Raw genomic sequence first — 5,410 nt, forward strand, 5'->3', positions numbered from 1 at the left:
AAATCAAAGATAGCCAGGCGGTAGCACCATTGATTCAAGCTTTGCACGATCCAGATTCTGAGGTGCGTAGTCGTGCCGTAAAAGCATTAGGACAAATCAAAGATATTCAGGCGGTAGCACCACTGATTCAAGCTTTGCACGATCCATATTATGAGGTGCGTATGTTTGCCGCAGATGCATTAGGACAAATCAAAGATAGCCAGGCGGTAGCACCATTGATTCAAGCTTGGTACGATCGAGATTCTGAGGTGCGTATGTTTGCCGCAGATGCATTAGGACAAATCTGTAGCACTGAAATACTTCCTGAAATGTGGAAGTTACGATTAACTGGGGTAGACGCTGCAAAGAATGTCATTTCAAAGATTCAAGAGCGTTACAAGTTTTATAACCATGAAATTTTTCATTCTGCCTCAAGTGAAAACGCAACTCAAACAGAATCAAAAACAATGCAATACCAAGATTTTCAAATATTAGTTGATAAAAATAACCAAATTCGCGCCTCTTCAGAACAAGGTGATGTTTCGGCTGAATTCCACTTAGACATAAACGAAATTGAACTAGCCTTAGAACTAATTGAGTTGAACAAAACAAATGATAAATTACTCAAAAGATTAGGAAACCAACTTTACCAAGCGCTGTTTCCCAACCAAATTAACGCTCGCTTCCACGCCACAATGGCAGGGGCACAAGCAAATCAAGAAAGCGTTCGTTTGCGCTTAATATTTCAATCTCCCCAATTAGCCGCACTCCCCTGGGAATTCCTTTATGACGCAGAAACCAATACTTTTTTAGGAAACAACATCCAAACAGTGCTTTCTCGCTATATTGATGTTCCCCTGCTAAAACGCGATATCATAACCGCCAAGTTACCCCTGAAAGTGCTACTCGTAATTTCATCTCCTACTGACTTAGCTACATTAGACGCAACTGGCGAAGCAACGCTGATTAACTCAGCCCTGGAAACACACATTAAAGCAGGTCAAATAGAATTAGATATTATCAAAGAAGCTACCATCAGCAACATTAATCAAAAGCTGCGCGAAAAACCCTATAATATATTCCACTTCATCGGGCACGGTGTTTTTAAAGACAACAAAGGCTACATTGCGCTGGAAGATAACAATAAGCAAGCTAAATTGATGGATGAAGAGAGTTTCGCCAACTTTTTCTTAGGCTACCGCAGCTTGGGGTTAGCTGTACTCAATTCCTGTCAAGGCGCAGAGGTGTCAGAGCAGCAAATCTTTACCGGAATCGCACCCAATCTCGTACAACGGGGAATACCTGCGGTAGTTGCGATGCAATATTCTATCTTTGACAGCACCGCCAAGATTTTTGCTGATGAATTTTACCGCACCCTTGCTCTCGGCTATCCTGTAGACGCTGCTATTCAAACAACCCGCAACGCCATCTCTCAAGAAGTTGGATTAAATAAACGCGACTTTGCGACACCAGTACTTTATATGCGTGCAAAAGATGGCATCATCTTGGATGTTTCCACATAACATTATGTTTGGTTGCTGAGAATGGTATAAATGGTAGGGTAGCGAAGCGATCGCAATGTATTCATAGAGCTTAAGCAACAATTTCCGCCCTTAATCAGTCAACTTCCTGCATGAACGCTGATTCTCAAGACTACCTAACAATCTGTGACTGACACCTTTCAATTAATTCAAGCTTTGCACGATTCTGATTCTCATGTGCGTAGAAATGCCGCATATGCATTAGGAGAAATCAAAGATAGCCAAGCAGTAGTACCATTAATTCAAGCTTTGCAAGATCCTAATTTTTGGGTGCGTTGCTACGCCGCCCAAGCATTAGGAAAAATTCAAGATAGTCAAGCAGTAGCACCATTAATTCAAGCTTTGCACGATCCTGATTCTGATGTGCGGAGAACTGCCGCAGAAGCATTAGGAGAAATCAAAGATAGCCAAGCAGTAACACCATTAATTCAAGCTTTGCAAGATTCCGATTTTTGGGTGCGTGGTAGTGCCGCAGAAGCATTAGGAAAAATTCAAGATAGCCAAGCGGTAGTACCATTAATTCAAGCTTTGCACGATCCTGAGTCTTGGATACGTAACTATGCCGCAAAAGCATTAGGAAACTTCCAAGGCAGCCAGGTGCTAACATTATTAATTGAAGCTTTGAATGCCCACAATTCTGATGTGCGTCGCAGTGCCGCAGATGTATTAGGAAACATTAAAGATAATCAAGCGTTAGCAGCATTAATTCCAGCTTTGCAAGATCCTGATGATAAGGTGCGTAGCAGTGCCGCAGCAGCATTAGGAGAAATTCAAGATAGTCAGGCGGTAGCACCTTTGATTCAAGCTTTGCAAGATCCTGATTATTGGGTGCGTTGCAGTGCTGCTGAAGCATTAGGAAACATCAAAGATAGCCAAGCGGTAGCACCATTAACTCAAGCTTTGCAAGATGATGATGCTGATGTGCGTTTGAGTGCTGTTTATGCATTAAAGAAAATTAAAGATAGTCAAGCGATAGCATCATTGATTCAAGCTTTGCAACATCCTGATTGTGATGTACGTAGAGTTGCCGCAAAAGCATTGGAAGAAATCAAAGCTAGCTAGGCAGGCGGTAGCGCCATTGATTTAAGCTTTGAATGAGCCTGATTCTTCTGTGCTTACTCGTGCTGCAAATGCTTTAAGAGAAATCAAAGATAGCCAGACGGTAGCACCATTGATTCAAGCTTTGCACGATCCTGATTCTTGGGTACGTAGGATTGTCGCAAATGTATTAAGAGAAATCTGTAGCTCTGAAATACTTCCTGAAATGTGTAAGTTACGATTAACTGAGAGTGAAACTGGATGTTGCTAGCTCTTGCATAACAGCTGTTGATTACGCTTGCTTCAATTGCTGGATGCGTTGTGGTTCCTTTCCCAACCAATCGGGATTCTCGGCAGTACCGTCGTAAACTGATGTGGTTTTGAATGGCTCAAACTCGCCGCGTGATGCTGCTTTGGCTGTTTTTGCTAAGAGCGATCGCACCTGTTGCTCGTCCATTGGCTGGAATGTCCGCACTGCTTCAAAGGCTTGTTCGAGAATCTCCATGCTGTCCATTCCTGTAATTACAACCGATGTGGGCAGATTCAAGGCATAGTGTAAACACTCAATTGGCGTGGCGGTATTTGACTTTAACAGAATACCGTTTGCCATGCTTTTCATCCCCAAAACGCCAATGTTTTGTTTAACTAGTTCTGGCACAACCAGCTTTTCAAAGCTGCGGTAGTGTGCATCCATGACACTCAGCGGCATCTGCACTGTATCAAATTTAAAACCGTTATTAGCTGCAACTTCTAGCATATGCAGATGAATATGAGGGTCTTTGTGTCCCGTGAAGCCGATGTAGCGGAGTTTGCCAGCATCACGCGCCTCAATAAAAGCAGCATTCGCTCCTTCTTCATCAAAAACTCGATGGGGGTCTTCGTACCTGATGATTTCGTGGTGCTGGACGAGATCGATGCAATCAACTTGCAGACGTTGAAGTGATTCGTCTATTTGCCTTGCTGCTTCTTTCTTAGATCTACCATCGATTTTCGTCATCAGAAAAACTTTGTCTCGGTAGCCATCGCGGAGCGCTTTTCCCATGCGAATCTCGCTAGCCCCATCATTGTAATCCCAAGAGTTATCCATAAAGGTGATGCCACGATCAATTGCTGTACGCACAATCCGCATAGCTAGTTGCTCATCAACGTGCTTTAAGCTGATGTGCCAACCACCCAGTCCAATCGCGGAAACTCTCTCTCCTGTACTGCCGAGAACTCGGTAGAGCATTTCTGAATTTGACGTACTTTGTGACATCTTTTCTCCTTTTATGCCAGCTATTGGTTAAGCACATATAGCTGTGAGCCAATTCAAACATAGAGAAAAGTTCACTATCACTTCCTAAAGGCACAGTTTCTGATGCGATTGCGGATAGACAGGAGAAGTCAAAATGTTGATGACAATTTAGGATGTATGCAGTAGAAGTTGAGTTGATGTTTCCTTTTTTGAAGTCAGCCAGTAATTTTCCTGAACCATAAGGAAGATGAAACCCAACTGCGATCGCAGTTATAACAAAAGACTACGATCAAACAATTAGTAATTCGTAAGCACAGCTATTTTGATTTATTTTACGCTTCAGACACATAACTGCACCAAACAAACAGATGAGCCATTGATTAAGGAGATGATGGAATGAAAACAAGAAAACTTGGTAAACAAGGGCTGGAAGTTTCCGCACTAGGGCTTGGTTGCATGGGGATGTCTGAGTTTTACGGTGGATGTGACGAACAAGAAGCGATCGCTACTATTCACCGTGCTCTGGAATTGGGAATTAACTTCTTGGATACCGCAGATATGTATGGCCCGTTCACCAATGAGCAGTTAGTTGGCAGAGCAATCAAAGACCGTCGAGATCGGGTAGTGCTTGCAACCAAGTTTGGCAATGTCCGTAGTGAAGATGGTGGATGGAAAGGTATTAGTGGAAAACCGGAATATGTACATCAAGCTTGTGATGCTTCGCTCAAACGTCTAGGAGTCGAAGTCATCGACCTCTACTATCAGCATCGAGTTGATCCAACTGTGCCGATTGAAGACACTGTAGGGGCAATGGCAGAATTAGTGCAGCAAGGGAAAGTGCGCTATTTAGGGCTTTCGGAAGCTGCTGCGGCGACGATTCGACGGGCAAATGCAATTCATCCAATTACTGCATTGCAAACAAAGTACTCCCTGTGGAGCCGCGATCCAGAAGATGAAATTTTGCCCACTGTGCGCGAGCTAGGTATTGGCTTTGTGCCTTACAGTCCTTTAGGACGTGGTTTTTTATCAGGTGCGATCGCTAGCCCAGATGACCTGGCACCTGATGACTATCGCAGAACTGCACCTCGCTTTCAAGGTGAGAATTTCGCCAAGAATCTGCAATTAGTCGAAGAAGTCAAAGCAATTGCTCATCAAAAAGGTGTAACTCCGACTCAGCTTGCTTTAGCATGGCTTTTAGCGCAAGGAGAAGACATTGTGCCCATTCCTGGTACAAAACGCCGCACTTATTTGGAAGAGAACGTTGCAGCCACCGAGATTAACCTGACTTCAGAAGATTTAAATCAACTAGAAGCAGTTGCCCCAAAAGGTGTAGTCGCAGGCGATCGCTATGCTGATATGAGCAGTGTCAATCGTTAAACCAGAACTCAGAATTCAGAATTCAGAATTCAGAATGCAATCAGTGGGGGATTTAAACCCGTCACTGATTGAAGACCACCAAATCATAGATTTGGTGGGGGACTTAAACCCATTCATTCGCCAGTCGCACAGAATTCAATTGGAGAATTCTGACTCCTGACGGATGTATTCTTTATTGTTAAGGTGATTTCTGAGAAAGAATTTACCAATAAATGTAAAATACGTTCTTGATGACTAAGGA

Annotated in this window: 5 protein-coding genes; 4 read left to right on the plus strand and 1 reads right to left on the minus strand. The window is 43.3% G+C overall.

Annotated elements, in window-relative coordinates:
• The 3 genes from BV372_RS30075 to BV372_RS38485 all read left to right on the plus strand — a co-directional run.
• On the plus strand, positions 1–1,502 hold a 1,502-nt coding region (locus tag BV372_RS30075), incomplete at its 5' end, for a CHAT domain-containing protein (RefSeq protein WP_086690447.1).
• Positions 1,503–1,646: 144 nt separating this feature from the next.
• Positions 1,647–2,582, plus strand: coding sequence for a HEAT repeat domain-containing protein (locus tag BV372_RS30080; protein WP_086690449.1), 936 nt, complete (start codon positions 1,647–1,649; stop codon positions 2,580–2,582).
• Positions 2,583–2,610: 28 nt separating this feature from the next.
• Positions 2,611–2,829 (plus strand): HEAT repeat domain-containing protein, encoded by a 219-nt coding sequence (locus tag BV372_RS38485; protein ID WP_086690451.1) that lies wholly within the window; start codon positions 2,611–2,613, stop codon positions 2,827–2,829.
• Between the two features lie 21 nt (positions 2,830–2,850).
• Here BV372_RS38485 and BV372_RS30090 read toward each other — a convergent pair whose 3' ends face one another.
• Positions 2,851–3,813 carry an aldo/keto reductase gene (locus tag BV372_RS30090; RefSeq protein ID WP_086690453.1) on the minus strand — a complete coding sequence of 321 codons (963 nt, stop codon included), beginning with the start codon at positions 3,811–3,813 and terminating at the stop codon, positions 2,851–2,853.
• A gap of 375 nt (positions 3,814–4,188) precedes the next feature.
• Here BV372_RS30090 and BV372_RS30095 point away from each other — a divergent pair, with 375 nt between their 5' ends.
• Positions 4,189–5,169 carry an aldo/keto reductase gene (locus BV372_RS30095; protein ID WP_086690455.1) on the plus strand — a complete coding sequence of 327 codons (981 nt, stop codon included), beginning with the start codon at positions 4,189–4,191 and terminating at the stop codon, positions 5,167–5,169.
• Positions 5,170–5,410 lie beyond the last annotated feature (241 nt).

This window comes from Nostoc sp. T09 (assembly GCF_002154695.1).
Taxonomy (GTDB): Bacteria; Cyanobacteriota; Cyanobacteriia; order Cyanobacteriales; family Nostocaceae; genus Aulosira.